Origin of the sequence: Pseudomonas idahonensis (assembly GCF_037903935.1) — a bacterium.
GTDB classification, from domain to species: domain Bacteria; phylum Pseudomonadota; class Gammaproteobacteria; order Pseudomonadales; family Pseudomonadaceae; genus Aquipseudomonas; species Aquipseudomonas danubii.
Genome location: NZ_CP149586.1, coordinates 385,068 through 405,981, shown reverse-complemented (window position 1 = coordinate 405,981; position 20,914 = coordinate 385,068). Strand labels below are relative to the sequence as shown.

The window sequence follows — 20,914 nt, the reverse complement described above, 5'->3', positions numbered from 1 at the left end:
ATGAACCGCAATCGAGCACCGCGCCATCATCCAAGGCCTGGCCTTCAAATCTGAAAATTATCCCTTCGAAAACGCAAAAGCCCCGGATTCCGGGGCTTTTGGCTTTTTGTCCAGGCAATTCATGCAGCACTAGCCAGAGTTGGCACGGCCCCTGCAATAACCCCATCACTACCCAGTTTAGGGGACCTTGGTACAGGCAGGCCGGGGATTCCCCTCTTTAATACCCGGCCCATCACGCTCACAGCGACGGGCCACGTTTTCGGGAACCTCGGTACAGGCAGGCCGGGAATTCCCTCTTTAACACCGGGCTCATCACGCGCATCGCGACGAGCCCAAGGTTTCGGGAACCTCGGTACAGGCAGGCTGGGGCTTCCCTCTTTAACACCGGGCTCATCACGCTTTGAGCGACGCGCCCACAACCCTTTCGGGGACCCTGGTACAGGCAGGCCGGGAATCCCCTTCTTTACACCGGGACTCATCGCCCCCAAGGCGATCAGCCCCTCCCACTTTTGGGGGCCTTGGTACAGGCAGGCCGGGGTTTCCCTCTTTTATTCCTCCCGCAGGTGGATCGCCAGGCGCCAGCGCCCCTCCACCTCGCTACCCGCCCAGTCGCCCCGCAGCGGCCGGGCGGCCACCAGATTCAGCAGCAAGCCCCGGTCCGCCAGGCGCACCCGCCAGTTCACATTCTTCTGATTGACCTGTAGCTGACCGTTCTGCCCGCGCCCCTGGGCGTCGAACAGCAACGCCACGGCGCCGTCGATATGTTCGCCGTGAACCTTGGGCTCATGGTTGAACCACAGCACCAGGCCATCAGCGGCCACCTCGACCTGCTGCAACTCCACAGGATCGGGCTGGGTCAGGCGGCCAATCATCAGCCCCACCATCACCCCGACAATCGCCAGGGAGCCGAATACCTTCGGCATTAGCTTCGGTCGCGGGTCTTCTTCAGGCGTAGAATGCAGCCTGTCTTTCTCTTCGGAGCCGTGCATGTTTCACGTCATCCTCTTTCAACCAGAAATACCGCCGAATACCGGCAACGTTATCAGGCTATGCGCCAACAGCGGCTGCCACCTGCATTTGATCGAGCCGCTGGGTTTCGAAATGGACGACAAGCGCCTGCGCCGCGCCGGCCTCGACTATCACGAATACGCCACCTTGCAACGCCATGCCGACCTCGCCAGTTGCCTGGAAAGCCTCGGCCATCCGCGCCTGTTCGCCTTCACCACCAAGGGCTCGCGGCCCTTCCATGACGCCAGCTTCAAGGAGGGCGACGCCTTCCTGTTCGGCCCGGAAAGCCGTGGCCTGCCGGCGGACGTACTGGACGCCCTGCCCGGCGAACAACGCCTGCGCCTGCCCATGCGCGAAGGCTGCCGCAGCCTGAACCTGTCCAACACCGTGGCCGTGGCCGTCTATGAAGGCTGGCGGCAACTGGGCTTCAAGTAACCCTTCTCTGTAGCCGCTGCCGCAGACTGCGACAAGGCCCGAAGGGCCTTCTTGCATGCGCGATCACGGCGCCCACTTAGTGGTCGATCGCAGCCTGCGGCAGCGGCTACAGGGTTGGGACAGCTGACGCCCGAGCATGAAAAAAGCGCCGTTACAGGCGCTTTTTTCGTACCGCAACCCGTACTTACTGAACGGTGTTTTCGCCGGCGGACTGCAGGCGTTGCAGTTCCTGGGCGTACAGCGCGTCGAAGTTCACCGGAGCCAGCATCAGCGCCGGGAACGAACCACGGGTCACCAGGCTGTCCAGCGCTTCGCGAGCGTAAGGGAACAGGATGTTCGGGCAGAAGGCACCCAGGGTGTGGCTCATGGAAGCCTCGTCCAGGTTCTTGATCAGGAAGATACCGGCTTGTTGCACTTCAGCGATGAAAGCCACTTCGTCGCCGTTCTTCACGGTCACGGACAGGGTCAGCACCACTTCGTGGAAGTCGGCTTCCAGGGCTTTCTGGCGGGTGTTCAGGTCCAGGCCGACGCTTGGTTCCCACTGCTGGCGGAAGATGGCCGGGCTTTTCGGCGCTTCGAAGGACAGGTCACGCACATAGATGCGCTGCAGGGAGAATTGCGGTGCGCTTTCGTCTTCGGCAGCAGCAGTGTTCTGTTGGTCAGTCATCTCAGATCCTTCTTGATCTTGGGGTCTATAGGGTTAGGAATTTCAGGCCGCCAGCAGCGCGTCGAGCTTGCCGGCGCGCTCCAGGGCAAACAAATCATCACAACCACCTACATGGGTGGCACCGATCCAGATCTGCGGTACGGACGTGCGTCCGGCCTTCTGAGCCATATCGGCGCGCACCTGCGGCTTGCCATCGACCTTGATCTCTTCGAAGGCTACGCCTTTGCTCCCGAGCAGATGCTTGGCCCGCGAGCAATAAGGGCAGTAATCACTGGAGTAGACGATGACCTTGGGCATTACTTCACCAATGGCAGGTTGTCGGCTTTCCAGCTGGACACACCGCCAGACAGTTTGGCCGCGGTGAAACCGGACTTCAGCAGCTCACGGGCGTGGGTGCCGGCGTGCTGGCCTTGGGCATCCACCAGGATGATGGTCTTGGCCTTGTGCTTCTCCAGCTCGCCGACGCGGGCGGCCAGCTTGTCCTGGGGAATGTTCAGCGCGCCGACGATATGGCCGGCGGCGAAGTCCTTGGACGGACGGATATCGATCACTACGCCCTGCTCGCTGTTGACCAGCGCAGTCAGTTCACGGGTGCTGAGGCTGCGGCCACCGCGGCTCAATTCATGAGCGATCAACAGAGCCAGCAGGATGGCGAAGGCGCCGACGAGCAAGTAGTGTTCAGTGGCGAATTGAATCAGGTGAGCAACCATCTAAGGAGGTTCCAGGGCGTTAAAATGTCGGCCAGTATACACAGCCCTCAAGGTCGGCCAAACCCCGCCCGGCGGTGACGCCATTGGAACTTCGCTTTAAACTGCCACTCCGTTTTTCCACACCTCCTTTTTCAACACTTCCCTATCCAGCCACGAGTGGACGCCATGACTACCACGCCTAAACCTTTGGTCCTGATGATTCTGGATGGCTTCGGTCACAGCGAGAGCCACGAATCCAATGCCGTCTATGCGGCCAAGAAGCCAGTCCTGGACCGCTTGTGCGCCAGCATGCCCAACGGCCTGATCTCCGGTTCGGGCATGGACGTCGGCCTGCCGGACGGACAGATGGGCAACTCCGAAGTCGGCCACATGAACCTGGGCGCCGGTCGCGTGGTGTATCAGGACTTCACCCGGGTGACCAAGGCCATCCGTGACGGTGAGTTCTTCGAGAATCCGACCATTTGCGCGGCCGTGGACAAGGCCGTGGCCGCCGACAAGGCCGTGCACATCCTCGGCCTGCTGTCGGACGGCGGCGTGCACAGCCATCAGGACCACCTGATCGCCATGGCCGAACTGGCCTTCAAGCGCGGCGCCGAAAAGATCTACCTGCACGCCTTCCTCGATGGTCGCGACACGCCGCCAAAAAGCGCCCAGTCGTCCATCGAACTGCTGGACGAGACCTTCAAGACCCTGGGCAAGGGCCGCATCGCCAGCCTGATCGGCCGTTACTTCGCCATGGACCGCGACAATCGCTGGGACCGTGTGGCCCAGGCCTACAACCTGATCGTCGACGGCCAGGGCCAGTTCAACGCCGCCACCGCCCAGCAAGGCCTGCAAACCGCCTATGCCCGTGAAGAGAGCGACGAATTCGTCAAGGCCACCACCATCGGCGAACCGGTCAAGGTCGAAGACGGCGATGCCGTGGTGTTCATGAACTTCCGCGCCGACCGCGCCCGCGAGCTGACCCGGGTCTTCGTCGAGGACGACTTCAAGGACTTCGCACGCGCGCGCCAGCCCAAGCTGGCCGGCTTCGTCATGCTCACCCAGTATGCCGCCAGCATCCCCGCGCCGGCGGCCTTCGCTCCAGGCAGCCTGGAAAACGTGCTGGGCGACTATCTGGCGAAAAACGGCAAGACCCAGCTGCGCATCGCCGAAACCGAAAAGTACGCTCACGTGACCTTCTTCTTCTCCGGCGGCCGTGAAGAACCGTTCCCGGGTGAAGAACGCATCCTGATTCCGTCGCCGAAAGTCGCCACCTACGACCTGCAGCCAGAGATGAGCGCTCCTGAAGTCACCGACAAGATCGTCGATGCCATCGAGCACCAGCGCTACGACGTGATCATCGTCAACTACGCCAACGGCGACATGGTCGGCCACAGCGGTGTGTTCGCAGCTGCGGTGAAAGCCGTGGAATGCCTGGACCTGTGTGTCGGGCGCATCGTCGATGCCCTGGAAAAGGTCGGCGGCGAAGCCTTGATCACCGCCGACCACGGCAACGTCGAGCAAATGTCCGACGAGTCCACCGGTCAGGCCCACACCGCTCACACCACCGAGCCGGTGCCTTTCATCTATGTGGGCAAGCGTGCGCTGAAAGTCCGTGAAGGCGGGGTCCTGGCGGACGTGGCGCCCACCATGCTCAAACTGCTGGGCCTGGCGCAGCCTGAAGAGATGACCGGCAAGTCGATACTGCTGGACGCCTGAAACTGAAGCTGGCTGTTTCCTGCACAAACGCCCGATACGCCGTATCGGGCGTTTGCGTATCAGCAGCAGCCTTTGCCTCGCAGCCTCTCCAGCTGATGAGCGCACCCAGGCAGCACCACCCGCAGCACTGCCGCACAAATAGTAATAATTATCAGTTACGATTGTGCAGCATCTGGAGAAACCGAATGAACAAGACCGCTGTATTTTTTTTAGCCTCCGTTCTCGCAGGTTGCGCCAGCCCCGCTCCTGTTGAACACAAACACACAGCTGAAGTGGCTGCGTTCGAAGATCAGCGCCCCTCGGTAGAAATGGACAGCTACACCGCCGAGAAACTGAACGCCCTGCTCAAGGTTCGCCAACAGGCCGGGGCGCAAAGCACGGGCCAACTGAGCGAGGAGATTTCACGGGCGTTCATGCACACGCCTTACGCAGCGAACATGTTGCAGGGCTCGGCGACCCTGGCAGAGAAGCTGGTCGTCGACTTCAGGGGCCTGGATTGCTTCACCTACCTGGATTACGTCGAGGCCCTGCGAAAATCCACCGATCAGGACAGCTTCATCAAGAACCTCATCCAGACCCGCTATACCGGCGACGGCGTGCACTATGCAGACCGCCGGCACTTCTTCACGGACTGGGCGCATGCCGGGCAACCGCTGACCGAAGACCTGACTGCGCAGTTGAGCGCGGATGCGGTGACCGTGACCAAACACCTCAACCAAAAGGCCAACGGGGACCTGTACCTGCCAGGCCTGCCCCTGGTCGACCGCGACATTACCTACATACCCAGCACGTCGATTGACGAGCAGGTGCTCAGCCGCCTGCAGACTGGCGACTACATCGGCATCTACACCCATCTTGCGGGCCTGGACGTCACCCATACCGGGCTCTTCATCAACACCGCCAACGGCCCCGTGCTGCGCAATGCATCGTCCAAGAAGATGCAACGCGAGGTCATGGATTCACCCTTCATGGAATACGTGCAGAACATCCCGGGCATCGTGGTGTTGCGAACCCGACAAGACGGCCAGGCTTTCACACCGCAATCGGCGCCGGAAATCGACGCGCAATCAGCACGGCAACCCAGCCAGGCGCTCACCCACGGCTGATTGCCAACGGCGATCAGCCGCCAGCCACGCCAGCGAACGGGCCTTGCTTGATCGAGGTTTGCGGCAATAACCACCTGCACCCTGATAGCAAATGGCCCAATAACCGCCCGGAAACGGCTTTTTATGACGAACGCCGCAAAGCAGTTGGCTTTGAGGCGTTTTTTTTGCAGCGATGGGCGGGCATACTAGACCGTCCCTTTCCCTGGTGTCGCCCGCCTCTATGCTTCGCGCCCTGATTGCCCTTGCTCTGATCTGCCTGCTCCAACCGGCTTTTGCCGATGAGCGCGCGCAAACCCAACAACAGTTGGACGCCACGCGTCAGGACATTGCCGAGCTGAAAAAGCTGCTGGGCAAGCTGCAGGAAGAAAAGTCCGGGGTGCAGAAAGAACTGCGCGGCACCGAGACCGAGATGGGCAAGCTTGAGAAGCAGGTCGAAGCCCTGCAGAAAGAGCTGAAGAAAAGCGAATCCGAGCTGCAGCGACTCGATGAGGAGAAAAAAAAACTCCAGAGCGCGCGCACTGAACAGCAACGACTGATCGCCATCCAGGCCCGCGCGGCCTACCAGAACGGGCGCCAGGAATACCTCAAGCTGCTGCTCAACCAGCAGAATCCGGAAAAATTCGCCCGCACCCTGACCTATTACGACTACCTGAGCCAAGCGCGCCTGGAGCAGTTGAAGAATTTCAACGAGACCCTGCGTCAGCTGGCCAATGTGGAAAAGGACATTTCCCTGCAACAGGCCCAGTTGCTGGTGCAGAAGAGCAGCCTCGACAGCCAGCGTGAAGAACTCGACAAAGTGCGCAAGGAGCGCCAGCTGGCCCTGGCCAAGCTGAACAACGACGTGAAGGCCCGGGACGACAAGCTCAAGGCCCGCGAACAGGACCAGGCCGACCTGGCCAAAGTCCTGAAAACCATTGAAGAAACCCTGGCTCGCCAGGCTCGCGAGGCAGAAGAGGCGCGTCAGAAAGCGCTGATCGCCCAGCAGGAAGCCGAAAAAAAGCGTTTACGTGAGGCCCAGGCCGACGCCAGCGATGCCCCGCGCAAGCCCGTCAGATCAAGCCCCGGCGCCTTGGTTTCCAGCGCCGGCCCTTCCTTCGGCGGTGCATTTGCTGCAGCCCGGGGAAAACTTCCATGGCCAGTTGATGGTCGACTGCTGGCACGCTTTGGTGAAACCCGTGGCGACGACTCCCGTTCCAAGTGGGACGGGGTGATGATCAGCGCCGCCGCCGGCAGCCAGGTGCACGCCGTACATGGTGGCCGGGTAGTGTTCGCCGACTGGCTGCGCGGCGCCGGGCTGCTGGTGATCCTCGATCATGGCAACGGTTACCTGAGTCTCTACGGACATAACCAGACACTGCTCAAAGAAGCCGGTGATGTGGTCAAGGCCGGAGAGTCCATCTCCACAGTGGGCAATAGTGGCGGACAGGACACTCCTGCGCTGTACTTTGCAATTCGTCAGCAGGGCCGCCCCAGCGACCCGGCACAGTGGTGCCACGCGCAAGGATAAGCGCTGCATCTAAATTAGGAGTTCGTTCGACATGCTGCATTTGTCCCGCCTTACCTCGCTGGCCCTGACGATCGCCCTGGTGATCGGAGCGCCTCTGGCGTTTGCCGCCGAAACCGCTCAATCGGCGACCGCCGCGACCACCAAGGCACCTTTGCCGCTGGAAGAACTGCGCACCTTTGCCGAGGTCATGGACCGGATCAAGGCGGCCTATGTCGAACCCGTGGATGACAAGACCCTGCTGGAGAATGCCATCAAGGGCATGCTCAGCAACCTCGACCCGCACTCGGCCTACCTGGGGCCGGAAGACTTCGCCGAACTGCAGGAAAGCACCAGCGGCGAGTTCGGCGGCCTGGGCATCGAAGTCGGCGCCGAAGACGGCTTTATCAAAGTGGTCTCGCCCATCGACGACACTCCAGCGTCCAAGGCCGGCATCCAGGCCGGCGACCTGATCGTCAAGATCAACGGCCAGCCGACCCGTGGCCAGACCATGACCGAAGCCGTGGACAAGATGCGCGGCAAGATCGGCCAGAAAATCACCCTGACCCTGGTGCGCGACGGCGGCACGCCGTTCGACGTGACCCTGGCCCGCGCCACCATCCAGGTGAAGAGCGTGAAGAGCCAGCTGCTGGAGTCGGGCTACGGCTACATCCGCATCACCCAGTTCCAGGTCAAGACCGGCGAGGAAGTCTCCAAGGCCCTGGCCAAGCTGCGCAAGGACAACGGCAAGAAGCTCAACGGCATCATCCTCGACCTGCGCAACAACCCGGGCGGCGTGCTGCAGGCTGCGGTGGAAGTGGTCGACCACTTCATCACCAAGGGCCTGATCGTCTACACCAAAGGCCGCATCGCCAACTCCGAGCTGCGCTTCTCCGCCACCGGCAAGGACGAAAGCGAAGCCGTGCCGATGGTGGTGCTGATCAACGGCGGTAGCGCCTCGGCATCGGAAATCGTCGCCGGCGCCCTGCAGGACCAGAAACGCGCGGTGCTGATGGGCACCACCAGCTTCGGTAAAGGCTCGGTGCAGACCGTGCTGCCGCTGAACAACGACCGCGCGCTGAAGATCACCACCGCCCTGTACTTCACCCCCAACGGCCGCTCGATCCAGGCCCAGGGCATCGTTCCGGACATCGAAGTGCGCCGCGCCAAGATCACCAGCGAGGCCCAGGACGGCGAGTACTTCAAGGAAGCTGACCTGCAGGGCCACCTGGGCAACGGCAACGGTGGTGCCGACAAGCCGAGCGGCTCGTCGAGCAAGGCCAAGCCAATGCCGCAGGATGACGACTACCAGCTGGCCCAGGCCCTGAGCCTGCTCAAAGGGCTGAGCATCACTCGCGGCAAGTGATTGAACCCTTCGCCGGCAAGCCGGCTCCTACAGGAGCTGGCTTGTGTAGGAGCTGGCTTGCCAGCGAAGCGCCTGCCAGGGCGCCCATTCCCCTATAAGGCCCGACCCCGACCCTCATGATTTCCCACCGCCACACTCTGTTCCGCTCGCTCTTGGCTCCGCTGTTCGCCCTGCTGTGCCTGGCCCCCCTTTCCCAGGCCCGCGCTACCGAACCCGCAGTACCAGCTGCGCCCAAGGCCTACCTGAGCCTGATCATCGACGACCTCGGCCAGAACCTGCCCCGTGACCGCCGCGTACTGGCCCTGCCCGGCCCGGTCACCACGGCGATCATGCCCGACACGCCCCACGCTGCCGAATTCGCCCGTGAGGCCCATCGCGCCGGCAAGATCATCATCCTGCACATGCCCATGGACCCGGCCACCGGCCCCTTCGCCTGGCACCCCGAGCTGCCCATCGAAGAGCTGCAAAAACGCCTGGACGCCGCCTTCCAGGCCGTGCCCTACACCAGTGGCATCAACAACCATATGGGCAGCCGCATGACCGCCCAGCCCCAGGCCATGGCCTGGCTGATGGCCGACTTGCAGCGCCGCCACAAATTCTTCGTCGACAGCCGCACCAGCGCCCAGACGGTCGCCGCCGCACAAGCGCAGAAGATCGGTCTGGCCAGTGTTTCCCGGGATGTGTTCCTGGATGACGAGCGCACCGAGGCGGCGATTGCCCAGCAATTGCAGACGGCGATCAAGCTGGCGCGCAAACAGGGTTCGGCGGTGATGATCGGCCACCCTTATCCCCAGACCCTGGCCGTGCTCGAACGCGAACTGCCCAAGCTCAAGGCCCAGGGCATCGAATGGATCGATATCAAGTCGATGATCAGTCTGCGCAGCAACGAAGCCATGGCCGGGCATGGCAAGAACGGCAAGTACAGATAGGGCGGCGGCAAGCCTCAAGCTGCAAGCCAACGCGCCGCCGACCTGCTGTTACTTGTAGCTTGCCACTTGCAACTTGCCGCTGATCTAGAGATAGCGCCCCATGATCTCCTCCACCATCCCCTCTTTGCGCATCTGCTCCAGGGCAGCCTGAAGCTTGTCCACTACCTCGTCAGGCACGTCCTTGTTCAGGGCCAGGTACAGCTCGGCGCTATTGAAGCGCAGCACGGTCTTGAGACCGGTGATGCCTGCCTGCTTGGCCAGGTAACGTCCGGCCGGGTCGCCAGTGGCCCAGAGGTCGATCTGACCCGCCACCAGCTTCTTGGCATTGTCCTGGTCGCGCAGCACCACCTGGGGTGCCAGGCCCTGCTTGGTCAGCGTCTCGGCAATGGCATCGCCCTTGTAGGCGCCGATCTTGTATTTGCGCGCCTGCTCCAGGGATTCGAGGGTGATCTTGCTGCCGGCCTTGGCCAGCATGATCCAGTCATCCGGGCCGATGGGGCCGACCCACTTGAACAGCCGTTCGCGGTCCGGCAGACGCGCCATGACGAACACGCCATAGCCGGGTTGCTCCAGAGCCATCTTGTAGATGCGTTCCCAGGGGAAGCGCAGGGTCAGGCTGTAATTGACCCCGGCACGCTTGAACATTTCGCGGACGATATCCACGGCAATACCGTCGATATTCTCGCCTTGAGCGAAGTTCTTGCCGTTCTTGGCCATGTTGTAGGGGGGGAAGTTTTCCGTCAGCAGCACCAGGGAGGTGTCGGCGGTTTCAGCGGCGCGGGCCAAGCTGCCAAGGAGCAGAGAAGCGCTGGCGACAACCACAAGAAGACGTTTGAACATGACCGGTTACCAGAATCCATGGCGTGCCCAAGAGTGCCGCGAGCACGCCATGCTGTCCAGTGGCTATCGCACAACAATCCCGCGCTGAGCCATATAGGCCTTGGCCTCGGGAACCGTGTATTCGCCGAAGTGGAAAATGCTCGCCGCCAGCACCGCGCTGGCGTGACCTTCGATGATGCCGTCGGCCAGATGCTGGAGGTTGCCAACGCCGCCGGAAGCAATCACCGGAATCCCCAGCGCATCGCTGATGGCCCGGGTCACGCCCAGGTCAAAGCCGTTTTTCATGCCGTCCTGATCCATGCTGGTCAGGAGGATTTCGCCAGCACCCAGGCCTTCCATCTTCTTCGCCCACTCCACCGCATCCAGCCCGGTGGGCTTGCGTCCGCCATGGGTGAAGATCTCCCAGCGCGGGGTTTCGCCCGGACCGGAGACCTTCTTCGCATCGATGGCCACCACGATGCACTGGGAGCCGAAATGCTGCGCCGCTTCGCCGACGAACTCGGGGTTGAACACCGCCGCGGTGTTGATCGAGACCTTGTCCGCGCCGGCATTGAGCAGGTTGCGGATGTCCTGCACGGTGCGCACGCCACCGCCCACGGTCAGCGGGATGAACACCTGGCTGGCCATGCGCTCGACGGTATGCAGGGTGGTATCGCGCCCATCGACGCTGGCGGTGATGTCGAGGAAGGTGATCTCGTCGGCGCCCTGCTCGTCGTAGCGACGAGCGATTTCCACCGGATCACCAGCGTCACGGATGTTCTCGAACTTGACGCCCTTGACCACCCGGCCGTTATCCACGTCCAGGCAAGGGATGATGCGTTTGGCCAGTGCCATGGCGAGTCCTCAGCCTTGGTACGAATCGCAGAAAGCCTGGGCTTCTGCGACATCGAGGGTGCCTTCATAGATCGCGCGACCAGTAATGGCGCCGATGATTCCCGGAGCCTTGGCATCCAGCAGGGCCTTGATGTCGCCCAGGTTGTGGATACCGCCGGAAGCGATCACCGGGATCTTGGTGGCCGCCGCCAGGGCCGCGGTGAACGGCACGTTGCAGCCCTGCATCATGCCGTCTTTGGCGATGTCGGTATAAACGATGGCGGACACGCCGTCGGCTTCGAAGCGCTTGGCCAGGTCGATCACTTGCACGCTGCTGACTTCAGCCCAGCCGTCGGTGGCGACGAAACCGTCCTTGGCGTCCAGGCCAACGATGACCTTGCCCGGAAAAGCGCGGCAGGCTTCTGCCACGAACTCCGGCTCCTTGACCGCCTTGGTGCCGATGATCACGTAGCTCACGCCAGCCTTCACATAGTGTTCGATGGTTTCCAGGGAGCGGATGCCGCCACCGATCTGGATCGGCAGGTTCGGGTAACGCTTGGCGATCGCGGTAACCACCTCGCCGTTCACCGGCTGACCTTCGAAGGCACCGTTCAGGTCCACCAGATGCAGACGACGGCAACCGCCTTCAACCCACTTGGCAGCCATGCTCACCGGGTCGTCGGAGAACACCGTGGAATCTTCCATGCGGCCCTGGCGCAGACGTACACAGGCACCGTCTTTAAGATCGATAGCGGGAATAATCAGCATCTGGCAAACCTTCAAATTCGATTGTTCAGCTTCACTCGAAAATCAATTTTTCTCGAGCGCCCACAGATCGCTTTCGATGCTCTCGAACCTCTCCTTGAGGTGCGTCTGCACATCGAAAATCGCCCTGTTGTAATAGTGCGGAGCAATTTCGCGAGTAAAGAGTTCAAGAATCTCCGCCGCCTCGAACGAGCCCAGGTCGAGCTCGAAGCGCTCCTCCATGAAGCGCTTGATCTTGTGCGTCGCCTCACTTTCCTGTTCGGCAGTGAGGCGCAGTATCGGCGGCTTGGATTTCTTGATCGCCATTTACCAGCGACCGTCCCAGGCAGCGAAGTTCTGCAGCAACTGCAGGCCGTGGGTATGGCTCTTTTCCGGGTGGAACTGCACGGCGAAACGCGAGCCTTCGGCCAGCGCTGCTGCGAAGTCCACGCCATAGTGACCGCTGCCTACCACCTGCCGGGCATTGCCGGCATGGATGTAGTAGCTGTGCACGAAGTAGAAGCGCGCCCGGTCCGCAATGTTGTGCCACAGCGGATGGTCCACCGCCTGCTTCACTTCGTTCCAGCCCATGTGCGGCACCTTCAGGTGCTCGCCGTCCTCGATCAGGCCCTTGCCGAAGAACTTCACCTGGCCGGCAAACAGGCCGATGCAGTCAACGCCCTCATTCTCTTCGCTGTGGTCGAGCAAGGCTTGCATGCCCACGCAGATTCCGAGGAAAGGACGATCCTGGCTGACTTCGCGCACCAGGGTGTCGAAGCCCAGGCGACGGATCTCGGCCATGCAATCGCGAATGGCGCCCACGCCGGGAAAGACCACCCGGTCGGCTTCGCGAATCACGTTGGCATCGCTGGTGATCAGCACCTTGCCGGCGCCCACGTGCTCCAGGGCCTTGGCCACCGAGTGCAGGTTGCCCATGCCGTAGTCGATAACGGCGACGGTCTGCATTACAGCACGCCCTTGGTGGACGGCATCTGGCCGGCCATGCGCTCGTCCAGCTCCACCGCCATGCGCAGTGCGCGGCCGAAGGCCTTGAACACGGTCTCGATCTGGTGGTGTGTGTTGGTGCCGCGCAGGGTATCGATGTGCAGGGTCACGTTGGCATGGTTGACGAAGCCCTGGAAGAATTCCTGGAACAGGTCAACGTCGAAACCGCCGACAGTGGCGCGGGTGAAGGGTACGTGCATCTGCAGGCCGGGGCGGCCGGAGAAGTCGATCACCACGCGGGACAGGGCTTCATCCAGCGGCACATAGGCGTGACCGTAGCGACGGATGCCCTTCTTGTCGCCGATGGCCTTGCTGAACGCCTGGCCGAGGGTGATACCGACATCCTCCACGGTGTGGTGGTCGTCGATATGCAGGTCGCCCTTGCTTTCGATGTCCAGGTCGATCAGCCCGTGCCGGGCGATCTGGTCCAGCATGTGCTCAAGGAAGGGCACGCCGATATCGAATCGGGCCTTTCCGGTGCCATCCAGGTTGATCGAGGCTTTGATCTGGGTTTCCAGAGTGTCGCGCTCGACAGATGCCTTACGTTCGGCCATCACCAGCTCCGCAAAATCATTGGGCGAAAAAGGCGGATAGTATAGGCCCGACGGCGGCCAAACAGAAACACGCTGGACAATATCCTGACGGGCGCCAGCCAATGGCTACGGGGCTGTACCTGTCATGACAACTGTAGAAACTGACTTGCTGGTGAAGGTGCCAGGCCTACAAGACCGAGGCACCTTGTGCACCGGCAAGCCGGCTCCTGAGCAGGAGCGGGCTTGCCGGCGAAGCCATCAATGGAACAGCACCGCCGTCTTCTGCAAGGTCACCCACACCCCCCAGGCCAGGGGAATGCCCACCACCAGCCAGGCAGCGATCACCACCGGCAAGCTGGCGGACGAAGCTTTCCACTCCAGCACGACACTGCTGTCAGCGCCCTTGTCATGGCCCAGGGCCTGCTCGGCCGCCAGTTGCTCGTCGGTCATGAAGTACTTGTCGGCCACCGGGCGCACCAGCAGGTTGCACAGGAAACCCAGCACCAGCAGACCGGCCAGGATGTACAGCGTGATGTCATACGCCGCGGCGCGTTCAACGCCGATGCTCAACTGATACTCGCGCAGGTAGTTCACCAGCACTGGCCCCAGCACTCCGGCCGCCGCCCAGGCGGTCAGCAGGCGACCGTGGATCGCGCCTACCATCTGGGTGCCGAACAGGTCTGCCAGGTAGGCCGGCACTGTGGCGAAACCGCCGCCGTACATCGACAGGATGATGCAGAACGCCGCCACGAACAGAGCGATATTGCCCAGATGGCCGAGGTTCGGAATCAGCGCGTACAGGGCAAAGCCCAGGGCGAAGAACACGAAGTAGGTGTTCTTGCGACCCAGGTAGTCGGAGAACGACGCCCAGAAGAACCGCCCGCCGATGTTGAACAAGCTCAACAGTCCGGTGAAGCCGGCGGCAATCGCGGCGATCTGCGCCAGTTGCCCGGCGTCCAGCTGGCTGAAGCTCAGATCGTTGCCCAATAACTTGCCGGCGAACACTTCCTGCAACAGCGGCGAGGCCATGCCGAGGATGCCGATACCGGCCGATACGTTGAGGCACAGCACCAGCCACACCAGGCGGAACTGCGGGGTCTTCCAGGCCACGTTCACGTGCACGTGGCGGTGAGTGATCATCGCATTGGCGGCTTTTTTCGCCGGAGCGGTCCAGCCCTCAGGCTTCCAGCCGGTAGGCGGAACCCGGTAGGCCAGGGCGCCACCGATCATGAACACGAAGTAGATGGCGGCCATCACCAAAAAGCTCTGCCACACGCCGACGCTGGTGGGCGTGGCGAAATGGCTCATCAGGGCTGCGGCCAGAGGTGCGCCGACCATGGCGCCACCGCCAAAGCCCATGATCGCCATGCCGGTGGCCATGCCGCGCTTGTCCGGGAACCACTTGATCAGGGTCGACACCGGGGAGATGTAGCCCAGGCCCAGGCCGATACCGCCGATGACCCCGGAGCCGATCCACATCAGCCAGATCTGGTGGGTATAGACCCCCAGCGCCGAGATCAGCAGGCCGCCGCACCAGCACAGCGCCGATACCACACCGGCCTTGCGCGGCCCGGCATGTTCCAGCCAGCCACCCCAGATCGCTGCCGAGCAGCCTAGGAAGATGAAGAACAGGGTGTAGATCCAGCCGAGCATGGAAATCGGCCAGTCACACTGGGACGAAAAGACCTGCTCGATAAAGCCCATGCCCGGCGCGCACGCCACTGGCGCGCTGATGCCCAGCGCCTTGGACAGTGGCAGCCAGAACACCGAGAAGCCGTAGGCCATGCCGATGCACAGGTGAATGGCCAGAGCGGCCGGTGGGACCAGCCAGCGGTTGAAACCGGGCTTGGCAATGATGCGCTCTTTGGACAAGAACGCTGGCTGAGCGGCCGGGCTGGCCACCGCAGTGCTAGAGCTCATGGATGTTTCCCCCAATTATTAGAATTGTTCATCGGCCACTCCCCTGCGACGACCTTGGCACGCAGGCGCGGTCGTTTTATGAGTAAAGCTCCCTTTGGGCAGGCGCGACATTCAGTCGCAGAAGGACGGACGAACCGCGAGAGGTTACCATTTGCGACAAACTAAATACCCAAACTGGCATCACCTTTTTTCCCGCGACTGCTTCGCCCGCAGGCCAGGCCACTGGCAAAAAAATGGCCGTTACAACGAAAAAACCTCTAACAGCAATGGGTGACCAGTCGCCAGGTTCAGAGCGTTATACTCCCTGGCTAAATTTTGAATTCGACACACAAGGACTCGCCCATGAAAGCGTTCGGCAAAATCCTGGGTCTGGTAATTCTCGGGCTGTTGCTGATCATCGTGGCTCTGGGCTTCGCCCTGACCCACCTGTTTGATCCCAACGACTACAAAGAAGAGATTCGCCAGATTGCCCGCGACAAGGCCCACATCGAGCTGACGCTCAATGGCGACATCGGCTGGAGCCTGTTCCCCTGGCTCGGCCTGGAACTGCACGACGCCGGCGTAGCCACCCTGGCCAACCCGACCCAACCTTTCGCCGACCTGCAGATGCTTGGCCTGTCGGTCCGGGTATTGCCGCTGCTGCGCCGTGAAGTGCAGATGAGCGATGTGCGGGTCGAAGGCCTCAACCTGCGCCTGAGCCGCGACAAGGATGGCCACGGTAACTGGCAGGACATCGGCAAGGCCGCCCCTACCGACAAGCAGGCCGACACCCCGGCCACCAGCACCGGCGAAGCGGGCCAGCCCAGCGTCGGCACAGACAAGCCTTCGCAGCCCATCCGCCTGGACATCGACAGCCTGACCGTGAACAACGCCCGGGTTGAGTACAACGATGAACAGACCGGCAAGCAGTTCACCGCCGAAAGCATCCAACTGAGCACCGGGCCAATTCACGAAGCCAGCAACACCCCGGTCAAGCTCACCGCATTCCTGGCCAGCAACCAGCCTGCCGTGCGGGTACGCACCGAGCTCAATGGCGAGCTGCGCTTCGATCGCGCCCTGCAGCGCTACCAGTTCGAAGACATGCGCCTGTCCGGCGAGGCCACCGGCGATCCGCTGCAAGGCAAGACCGTGACCTTCGCCGCCCAGGGCCAGCTGTTGCTGGACAAGGCCGCCAACGTCGGCCAGTGGACCGGTTTGAAAATATCCCTCAACCAGTTGCGCGCCCTGGGCGAACTCAAGGTCAATGATCTGGACAAGACCCCGCAGATCAGCGGCGGGCTCTCCATTGCCCAGTTCGACCTGGCGAAATTCGTCGACAGCATCGGCCAGACCCTGCCGGCCATGGCCGAAGGCAGTCTGAGCAAGGTCGAGCTGGTCAGCCGCCTGCAAGGCACGCCCAGCAGCCTGGCCCTGGAAGACCTGAACCTGAAGCTCGACGACAGCACCTTCAGCGGACGCCTGGCGATCGAGGATTTCGCCAAGCAATCCCTGCGCGCCCAACTCAAGGCCGACACCTTCAACGTCGACCGCTACCTGCCGCCCAAGTCGGCCGAAGCCAACAGTGCCGCCACGGCGCGCAAGGCCGAAGTGCAAAGCAGCGAAGCCGATGCCATGGCCGGGGCCGGCACCACGCCGCTGCCCAGCTCGCCGACCAAGGGCGCCTGGAGCACCGACAAGCTGCTACCGGTGGAACGCCTGAACAAGCTCGACGTCGACGCCGACCTGAGCTTCGGCCAACTGATCCTGGACAAGCTGCCGATTCAGAATGCCGCGCTCAAGGCCAGCGGCCAGGGCGGCCTGCTCAAACTGTCCAGCCTGCGCGGTGAGCTGTACAACGGCAGTTTCGAGGCCAGCGGCAATCTCGATGTGCGCCAGAGCACACCGCAGTTGAGCCTGCAGACCAAGATCAACCGCGTGCCGGTGGAACGCATCCTCGAAAGCCAGGGCCAGAATCCTCCGGTCAAAGGCCTGGTGACCCTGAACAGCAACCTCAGCGGCAGCGGCAACAGCCAGAAGGCGCTGATCGACAGCCTCAACGGTACTGCCAGCTTCGTGATCAACAACGGCGTGCTGCTCAACGCCAACATCGAACAGCAGCTGTGCCAGGGCATCGCGGTGCTCAACCGCAAGAACCTCAGCAGCACACCACGGGGCAAGGACACACCGTTCCAGGAGCTCAAGGGCAACCTGACGTTTCGCAACGGCGTGGCCAGCAACCCGGACCTGAAAGTGCGCATCCCCGGCATGACCGTCAACGGCAATGGTGATATCGACCTGCGGGTGCTGGGCATGGACTACCGGGTCGGCATCGTCGTCGAGGGTGACCTCAGCGATAACCCGGACCCGGCCTGCCAGGTCGGCCAACGCTTCGCCGGCGTTGAACTGCCCCTGCGCTGCCGCGGCCCACTGGAGCTGGGGGCCAAGGCCTGTCGTTTGGACAAGGACGGCCTGGGCCAGGTAGCCGCCAAGCTGGCCGGTGACCGCCTGCAACAGAAGATCGACGAAAAACTGGGTGACAAAGTCAGCCCGGAACTGAAGAACGCACTCAAGGGGCTGTTCAAGCGATGAAAGCCGAGGCCTTTGCACCGGCGGTGCTGGACTGGTACGACCGCCATGGTCGTCATGACCTGCCCTGGCAGCAGGACATCAACCCGTATCGAGTGTGGGTGTCGGAGATCATGCTGCAACAGACCCAGGTCAGCACCGTACTCAACTACTTCGACCGCTTCATGGCCTCGCTGCCCACGGTGCAGGCCCTGGCCGAAGCCCCGGAAGACGAAGTGCTGCACCTGTGGACTGGCCTGGGCTACTACACCCGGGCGCGCAACCTGCAAAAGACCGCGAAGATCGTCATGGCCGAGTACGGCGGCGAGTTTCCCCGGGACGTGGAAAAACTCACCGAGCTGCCGGGCATCGGCCTGTCCACCGCTGGCGCCATCGCCAGCATCAGCATGGGCCTGCGGGCGCCGATCCTCGACGGCAACGTCAAGCGGGTGCTGGCACGCTTCACAGCCCAGGAGGGCTACCCGGGCGAACCCAAGGTGGCCAAGCAGCTGTGGGCCACTGCGGAACGCTTCACCCCGCACAGCCGGGTCAACCACTACACCCAGGCGATGATGGACCTGGGGGCGACCCTCTGCACCCGGAGCAAGCCCAGCTGCCTGCTGTGCCCCCTGGAGCGCGGCTGCGAAGCCCACATGCTCGGCCTGGAAACCCGCTACCCGATTCCCAAGCCGCGCAAGGAGGTGCCGCAGAAGCGCACCTTGATGCCGTTGCTGGCCAACCGCGAAGGCGCCATCCTGCTTTACCGGCGCCCCTCCAGCGGCCTCTGGGGCGGCTTGTGGAGCCTGCCGGAACTGGATGGCCTGGACGACATCCCGCACCTGGCATCGCAGCACTCCCTGGAGCTGGGCCAGCAACAGCAGATGCCCGGCCTGGTCCACACCTTCAGTCACTTCCAGCTGGCCATCGAGCCCTGGCTGATCCGGGTCGAAGAGTCGGCGCTGCACGTCGCCGAGGCCGACTGGCTCTGGTATAACCTCGCCACCCCGCCGCGCCTGGGCCTTGCCGCCCCGGTGAAAACACTGCTCAAACGCGCGGCCGAAGTCTTGAATGCAGGAGAGTCGTCATGACCCGCACCGTAATGTGCCGCAAGTACCAGGAACAATTGCCGGGCCTGGAACGCCCCCCGTACCCGGGCGCCAAAGGCCAGGATATTTTCGAACACGTCTCGGCCAAGGCCTGGGCCGACTGGCAGAAACACCAGACCCTGCTGATCAACGAAAAGCGCCTGAACATGATGAATGCCGAAGACCGCAAATATCTGCAGGGCGAGATGGACAAATTTTTCTCCGGCGAGGAATACGCCAAGGCCGAAGGCTACGTGCCGCCGGCGGAGTAAACCCACGGAAAATCGGGGGCGGAACGTAAGCGGCGGTAATAATTAAACTTTTTTTCAAAACTTGCTTGACGCCCCCCTGAAAAACCCGTTTAATGCGCCCCGTTGCCCAGATAGCTCAGTCGGTAGAGCAGGGGATTGAAAATCCCCGTGTCGGCGGTTCGATTCCGTCTCTGGGCACCACCTTCAGCTTTCAGGTGGTGTTTACATCACGTGAAAGCAACCAAGAAACCCGCCTAGTGCGGGTTTTTTGTTGCCTGGAATTTGACCCTTCCCGCTCCCCGCGCGATACCCCCCGCTTTCTTTTCTGCACAACCAAGCCACTGCGCGACCATCACGCCGCCAATACAGCACATCTCGCCTCAGCTTTTCTCAAACATCCACTTAAATGAAGAACCATCTTGAGATAATCATCTTTTGATATTCGACCAAAACCCCTATAGAACAAGGCTTACAGCAAAAAAATCATAGATAATTTTTTCGGCTTTCGAGATGTTTGCACAATGCCTGCATTCTTCCATCACGATCTTGAGCTGCTAAACCCGTCCTTCGACTCCAATCTGGTGGACGTGCTCAGCGAGCTTGAGCACCTTCGGCGCTTGCGATTGGAAGGCGATACGCCTCCTGCGGTCTTCTATCAGCTGAAAACGATCTTCCACATCCTGGAAAGCCTGGGTTCGGCTCGCATCGAAGGCAACCACACAACACTTGCCGACTACATCGAGAGCAAGGTTGAAGGCACAGCCGAGGACACCGATCAGCTACGCGAAGTGGCGAACATCGAAAAAGCCTTGGACTACATCGAGCAAACCATTGGCCCGGGAACACCGATTACCGAGCTCACCATCAGAGAGCTGCACGCGATGACCGTCCAGGACCTGGAGCGAGAGGGCGATAAGACGCCTGGAGCTTATCGCCAGGGCGCAGTGCAGATCGCTCAGGCCGCCCACCTACCTCCTGATGCCCTGATGGTGCCCAGCTACATGCAAGAGCTGGTGGAGTTCGTCAATCGGGAGGACCTGCCCAAATACGACTTGATGAAAGTGGCCTTGACCCATCACCGGTTTGGCTGGATTCACCCCTTTGGCAACGGCAATGGTCGCGTGGTGCGCCTCCTGACTTACGCACAGCTGATGAAATATGGCTTCAACGTCGATACGGGTGGCCGCGTACTCAACCCTACCGCTGTTTTCTTCAACGATCGGGAACGTTACTACGCCATGCTCGCCACCGCGGACCAAGGAACCAAGGCCGGACTGGAGACCTGGTGTACCTATGCTCTAGAGGGCATTAGGGACGATCTGGAAAAGGTCAACCGCCTCACCGACTATCGCTACCTGACCCGGCACATCCTGGCTCCCGCCATTACCTTTGCTCGGGATCGACAATGGATCACTGCTGCGGAAGAAACTGTACTGACCACGGCGATCAAGTCAGGTGTTGTTAAATCGAGCGATATCGCCCAGGCGCTGCCCAAGCTGACTGCCGGGCAAAGGACCTATCAAATAAAGAAACTGGTGGACCAGGGCATGCTGTTACCCATCAGCACCAACGCCCGGCAGTACACCATCGGTTTCTCCAACAGCTACCTCATCAGAGGAATGATCAAGGCGCTTCGAGAGCAAGGGTTCATACCGGCACCGCTTGAAGCGCCATGACGCCAGCGAGCAGATCAACATCAGCCAGAAGCAAAATAAATCTTGAACGAATAATTGCGGCTTACTGCCAGGCTTCTATTGCGCACTGCACCCCGACA

Annotated in this window: 21 protein-coding genes and 1 tRNA gene; 11 read left to right on the top strand and 11 right to left on the bottom strand. The window is 61.7% G+C overall.

Annotated elements, in window-relative coordinates:
• Positions 1 to 548 precede the first annotated feature (548 nt).
• Positions 549 to 989 carry a hypothetical protein gene (locus WIN67_RS01870; RefSeq protein ID WP_102862742.1) on the bottom strand — a complete coding sequence of 147 codons (441 nt, stop codon included), beginning with the start codon at positions 987 to 989 and terminating at the stop codon, positions 549 to 551.
• Here WIN67_RS01870 and trmL point away from each other — a divergent pair.
• A complete protein-coding gene (trmL, locus tag WIN67_RS01865) occupies positions 988 to 1,443 on the top strand; it encodes a tRNA (uridine(34)/cytosine(34)/5-carboxymethylaminomethyluridine(34)-2'-O)-methyltransferase TrmL (RefSeq protein ID WP_016963309.1) in 456 nt (151 codons plus the stop codon). The two genes, WIN67_RS01870 and trmL, sit on opposite strands and share 2 nt — an antisense overlap.
• 184 nt (positions 1,444 to 1,627) lie before the next feature.
• Here the strand turns inward: trmL and secB are convergent, their stop codons facing one another.
• Genes secB through WIN67_RS01850 form a run of 3 tightly spaced genes read right to left on the bottom strand, consistent with a single transcriptional unit; the run spans position 1,628 to position 2,820 of the window.
• The gene (gene secB / locus WIN67_RS01860; protein WP_016963308.1) at positions 1,628 to 2,110 is read right to left on the bottom strand and encodes a protein-export chaperone SecB; all 483 of its coding nucleotides are present in this window, start codon (positions 2,108 to 2,110) and stop codon (positions 1,628 to 1,630) included.
• 42 nt (positions 2,111 to 2,152) lie between these two features.
• Positions 2,153 to 2,407, bottom strand: coding sequence for a glutaredoxin 3 (grxC, locus tag WIN67_RS01855; RefSeq protein ID WP_102882126.1), 255 nt, complete (start codon positions 2,405 to 2,407; stop codon positions 2,153 to 2,155).
• The gene (locus WIN67_RS01850) at positions 2,407 to 2,820 is read right to left on the bottom strand and encodes a rhodanese-like domain-containing protein (RefSeq protein ID WP_102862740.1); all 414 of its coding nucleotides are present in this window, start codon (positions 2,818 to 2,820) and stop codon (positions 2,407 to 2,409) included. The genes grxC and WIN67_RS01850 overlap by 1 nt, the downstream gene beginning before the upstream one ends.
• Positions 2,821 to 2,985: 165 nt before the next feature.
• On the opposite strand from WIN67_RS01850, the gene gpmI reads away from it, so the two are divergent.
• The 5 genes from gpmI to WIN67_RS01825 all read left to right on the top strand — a co-directional run bounded on the left by gpmI (position 2,986) and on the right by WIN67_RS01825 (position 9,405).
• A complete protein-coding gene (gene gpmI / locus WIN67_RS01845) occupies positions 2,986 to 4,521 on the top strand; it encodes a 2,3-bisphosphoglycerate-independent phosphoglycerate mutase (protein WP_339070561.1) in 1,536 nt (511 codons plus the stop codon).
• Positions 4,522 to 4,706: 185 nt separating this feature from the next.
• Positions 4,707 to 5,627, top strand: a complete 921-nt coding sequence (locus WIN67_RS01840) for a DUF1460 domain-containing protein (protein ID WP_339070560.1) — start codon at positions 4,707 to 4,709, stop codon at positions 5,625 to 5,627.
• Positions 5,628 to 5,847: 220 nt separating this feature from the next.
• A complete protein-coding gene (locus WIN67_RS01835; protein ID WP_102862737.1) occupies positions 5,848 to 7,134 on the top strand; it encodes a murein hydrolase activator EnvC family protein in 1,287 nt (428 codons plus the stop codon).
• Positions 7,135 to 7,165: 31 nt separating this feature from the next.
• On the top strand, positions 7,166 to 8,476 hold the full coding sequence (locus WIN67_RS01830) for a S41 family peptidase (RefSeq protein ID WP_110595366.1): 1,311 nt from the start codon (positions 7,166 to 7,168) through the stop codon (positions 8,474 to 8,476).
• A gap of 116 nt (positions 8,477 to 8,592) precedes the next feature.
• Entirely contained in the window at positions 8,593 to 9,405 is an 813-nt protein-coding gene (locus WIN67_RS01825) for a divergent polysaccharide deacetylase family protein (RefSeq protein WP_339070559.1), read from the top strand.
• Between the two features lie 84 nt (positions 9,406 to 9,489).
• On the opposite strand, the gene WIN67_RS01820 is transcribed toward WIN67_RS01825, so the two are convergent.
• From WIN67_RS01820 to WIN67_RS01790, 7 genes are all read right to left on the bottom strand, one after another.
• A complete protein-coding gene (locus WIN67_RS01820) occupies positions 9,490 to 10,245 on the bottom strand; it encodes a substrate-binding periplasmic protein (RefSeq protein WP_102882132.1) in 756 nt (251 codons plus the stop codon).
• Between the two features lie 63 nt (positions 10,246 to 10,308).
• Positions 10,309 to 11,079, bottom strand: a complete 771-nt coding sequence (gene hisF, locus WIN67_RS01815) for an imidazole glycerol phosphate synthase subunit HisF (RefSeq protein ID WP_015633827.1) — start codon at positions 11,077 to 11,079, stop codon at positions 10,309 to 10,311.
• A gap of 9 nt (positions 11,080 to 11,088) precedes the next feature.
• On the bottom strand, positions 11,089 to 11,826 hold the full coding sequence (gene hisA / locus WIN67_RS01810) for a 1-(5-phosphoribosyl)-5-[(5-phosphoribosylamino)methylideneamino]imidazole-4-carboxamide isomerase (RefSeq protein ID WP_007921811.1): 738 nt from the start codon (positions 11,824 to 11,826) through the stop codon (positions 11,089 to 11,091).
• A 42-nt stretch (positions 11,827 to 11,868) separates the two neighbouring features.
• Positions 11,869 to 12,129, bottom strand: a complete 261-nt coding sequence (locus WIN67_RS01805) for a DUF2164 domain-containing protein (protein ID WP_102862732.1) — start codon at positions 12,127 to 12,129, stop codon at positions 11,869 to 11,871.
• On the bottom strand, positions 12,130 to 12,768 hold the full coding sequence (gene hisH, locus WIN67_RS01800; protein WP_339070558.1) for an imidazole glycerol phosphate synthase subunit HisH: 639 nt from the start codon (positions 12,766 to 12,768) through the stop codon (positions 12,130 to 12,132).
• Positions 12,768 to 13,361 carry an imidazoleglycerol-phosphate dehydratase HisB gene (gene hisB / locus WIN67_RS01795; protein ID WP_011058736.1) on the bottom strand — a complete coding sequence of 198 codons (594 nt, stop codon included), beginning with the start codon at positions 13,359 to 13,361 and terminating at the stop codon, positions 12,768 to 12,770. Before hisB ends, hisH begins: the two co-directional genes overlap by 1 nt.
• Positions 13,362 to 13,598: 237 nt before the next feature.
• Positions 13,599 to 15,260, bottom strand: coding sequence for an OFA family MFS transporter (locus WIN67_RS01790; RefSeq protein WP_102882134.1), 1,662 nt, complete (start codon positions 15,258 to 15,260; stop codon positions 13,599 to 13,601).
• Positions 15,261 to 15,602: 342 nt separating this feature from the next.
• Between WIN67_RS01790 and WIN67_RS01785 the strand changes: the two genes are divergently transcribed.
• From WIN67_RS01785 to WIN67_RS01765, 5 genes are all read left to right on the top strand, one after another.
• A complete protein-coding gene (locus tag WIN67_RS01785) occupies positions 15,603 to 17,828 on the top strand; it encodes an AsmA family protein (RefSeq protein ID WP_339070557.1) in 2,226 nt (741 codons plus the stop codon).
• Positions 17,825 to 18,892 carry an A/G-specific adenine glycosylase gene (gene mutY / locus WIN67_RS01780; protein ID WP_339070556.1) on the top strand — a complete coding sequence of 356 codons (1,068 nt, stop codon included), beginning with the start codon at positions 17,825 to 17,827 and terminating at the stop codon, positions 18,890 to 18,892. The genes WIN67_RS01785 and mutY overlap by 4 nt, the downstream gene beginning before the upstream one ends.
• The gene (locus tag WIN67_RS01775; protein WP_016963290.1) at positions 18,889 to 19,161 is read left to right on the top strand and encodes an oxidative damage protection protein; all 273 of its coding nucleotides are present in this window, start codon (positions 18,889 to 18,891) and stop codon (positions 19,159 to 19,161) included. Before mutY ends, WIN67_RS01775 begins: the two co-directional genes overlap by 4 nt.
• 104 nt (positions 19,162 to 19,265) lie before the next feature.
• Positions 19,266 to 19,341 (top strand) — tRNA-Phe (locus WIN67_RS01770).
• A gap of 320 nt (positions 19,342 to 19,661) precedes the next feature.
• On the top strand, positions 19,662 to 20,816 hold the full coding sequence (locus WIN67_RS01765; RefSeq protein WP_110595360.1) for a Fic family protein: 1,155 nt from the start codon (positions 19,662 to 19,664) through the stop codon (positions 20,814 to 20,816).
• The last annotated feature ends 98 nt before the right edge of the window (positions 20,817 to 20,914 follow it).

Coding starts and splice junctions, on each gene's coding strand:
- trmL (WP_016963309.1), top strand. CDS start 988: ATGTTTCACGTCATCCTCTTTCAACCAGAAATACCGCCGAATACCGGC.
- WIN67_RS01870 (WP_102862742.1), bottom strand. CDS start 989: ATGCACGGCTCCGAAGAGAAAGACAGGCTGCATTCTACGCCTGAAGAA.
- secB (WP_016963308.1), bottom strand. CDS start 2,110: ATGACTGACCAACAGAACACTGCTGCTGCCGAAGACGAAAGCGCACCG.
- grxC (WP_102882126.1), bottom strand. CDS start 2,407: ATGCCCAAGGTCATCGTCTACTCCAGTGATTACTGCCCTTATTGCTCG.
- WIN67_RS01850 (WP_102862740.1), bottom strand. CDS start 2,820: ATGGTTGCTCACCTGATTCAATTCGCCACTGAACACTACTTGCTCGTC.
- gpmI (WP_339070561.1), top strand. CDS start 2,986: ATGACTACCACGCCTAAACCTTTGGTCCTGATGATTCTGGATGGCTTC.
- WIN67_RS01840 (WP_339070560.1), top strand. CDS start 4,707: ATGAACAAGACCGCTGTATTTTTTTTAGCCTCCGTTCTCGCAGGTTGC.
- WIN67_RS01835 (WP_102862737.1), top strand. CDS start 5,848: ATGCTTCGCGCCCTGATTGCCCTTGCTCTGATCTGCCTGCTCCAACCG.
- WIN67_RS01830 (WP_110595366.1), top strand. CDS start 7,166: ATGCTGCATTTGTCCCGCCTTACCTCGCTGGCCCTGACGATCGCCCTG.
- WIN67_RS01825 (WP_339070559.1), top strand. CDS start 8,593: ATGATTTCCCACCGCCACACTCTGTTCCGCTCGCTCTTGGCTCCGCTG.
- WIN67_RS01820 (WP_102882132.1), bottom strand. CDS start 10,245: ATGTTCAAACGTCTTCTTGTGGTTGTCGCCAGCGCTTCTCTGCTCCTT.
- hisF (WP_015633827.1), bottom strand. CDS start 11,079: ATGGCACTGGCCAAACGCATCATCCCTTGCCTGGACGTGGATAACGGC.
- hisA (WP_007921811.1), bottom strand. CDS start 11,826: ATGCTGATTATTCCCGCTATCGATCTTAAAGACGGTGCCTGTGTACGT.
- WIN67_RS01805 (WP_102862732.1), bottom strand. CDS start 12,129: ATGGCGATCAAGAAATCCAAGCCGCCGATACTGCGCCTCACTGCCGAA.
- hisH (WP_339070558.1), bottom strand. CDS start 12,768: ATGCAGACCGTCGCCGTTATCGACTACGGCATGGGCAACCTGCACTCG.
- hisB (WP_011058736.1), bottom strand. CDS start 13,361: ATGGCCGAACGTAAGGCATCTGTCGAGCGCGACACTCTGGAAACCCAG.
- WIN67_RS01790 (WP_102882134.1), bottom strand. CDS start 15,260: ATGAGCTCTAGCACTGCGGTGGCCAGCCCGGCCGCTCAGCCAGCGTTC.
- WIN67_RS01785 (WP_339070557.1), top strand. CDS start 15,603: ATGAAAGCGTTCGGCAAAATCCTGGGTCTGGTAATTCTCGGGCTGTTG.
- mutY (WP_339070556.1), top strand. CDS start 17,825: ATGAAAGCCGAGGCCTTTGCACCGGCGGTGCTGGACTGGTACGACCGC.
- WIN67_RS01775 (WP_016963290.1), top strand. CDS start 18,889: ATGACCCGCACCGTAATGTGCCGCAAGTACCAGGAACAATTGCCGGGC.
- WIN67_RS01765 (WP_110595360.1), top strand. CDS start 19,662: ATGCCTGCATTCTTCCATCACGATCTTGAGCTGCTAAACCCGTCCTTC.